The sequence below is a fragment of the Sulfitobacter sp. R18_1 genome (assembly GCF_017743915.1).
Lineage (GTDB): Bacteria > Pseudomonadota > Alphaproteobacteria > Rhodobacterales > Rhodobacteraceae > Sulfitobacter > Sulfitobacter faviae.
Map to the genome: position 1 here is coordinate 1 of NZ_JAGHRG010000038.1, position 985 is coordinate 985.

The 985-nt window shown below is 53.9% G+C and carries 2 tRNA genes and 1 rRNA gene; all 3 read right to left on the reverse strand.

The annotated features are described in order from the left end of the window. Window positions 1-418 precede the first annotated feature (418 nt). Window positions 419-495: transfer RNA gene (locus tag J7392_RS24115), tRNA-Ile, on the reverse strand. Between the two features lie 166 nt (window positions 496-661). Next, a tRNA-Ala gene (locus tag J7392_RS24120) sits at window positions 662-737 on the reverse strand. A 148-nt stretch (window positions 738-885) separates the two neighbouring features. After that, window positions 886-985 (reverse strand): 16S ribosomal RNA (locus tag J7392_RS24125); the annotation flags it as partial.

Sequence of the window (985 nt, forward strand, 5' to 3'; positions counted from 1 at the left end):
AAGCAAGACTTAGCGCCTCGCGCGAAGATCAGAAGCTGGTAAGAAACTGATCCTCTTATTCTGCATCAAAAGCATACTTTACCCGCCCAGACTGTCGTCTGGACAATGAGCGATGCAGATAGCTGCCGTCCGTGCAGGAGGCAGCGTCACCGCTCTGGTTAGTGTACTTGACTTGGACAACATATTCGTTTCAGCCGCGATATGCTTGAAAGACCGAGGAAACAGCCCGTCAAACACCGGCCCCGAAGGGCAGCAACTGAGATCATCACCTAACGCGGTGAGATCAAACATGTTGTTAGTATCTCTCTTTACGATGTCAATTCGTCTGGATTGAATGAAGCTTGCTTCATCCGGGAACAGACGTTCAAACACACGGTATGTGCTTGAAGGTATGTTCCGTTAACCACCCTAGGAGAGGTGGTGGGTCGAGGAGGACTTGAACCTCCGACCTCACGCTTATCAGGCGTGCGCTCTAACCACCTGAGCTACCGACCCAGTGTGCGCCGGAGGCGCGCACGTCGCACAAACAGCATATTGCGAAGCAATGTGCGAGTTCTGCAGGCGTGTGATAGTAAGACCTGGTTTGTGGCTGGCCCTGCCCTTCTCGCACATCCTTCGGATATGCTGCCAGGGCTACGCTCGTCCGCTTCGCGGCCAAGCTTGGTGGAGCCTAGGAGGATCGAACTCCTGACCTCCTGAATGCAAATCAGGCGCTCTCCCAGCTGAGCTAAGGCCCCAAACTATTGAGACCCACGCGTTCAGCGCAGGACCTATTTCTGAAGAGATATGAGGACGGCTCGGTTCTATATATTGACCGGCTTTGTTTGCCGGTCTGCTAAGTGTTCCACGAGTTGAGCATGCTCAACTGGCTAGGAACATCCTTAGAAAGGAGGTGATCCAGCCGCAGGTTCCCCTACGGCTACCTTGTTACGACTTCACCCCAGTCGCTGATCCTACCGTGGTCCGCTGCCCCCAAAAGGTTAGC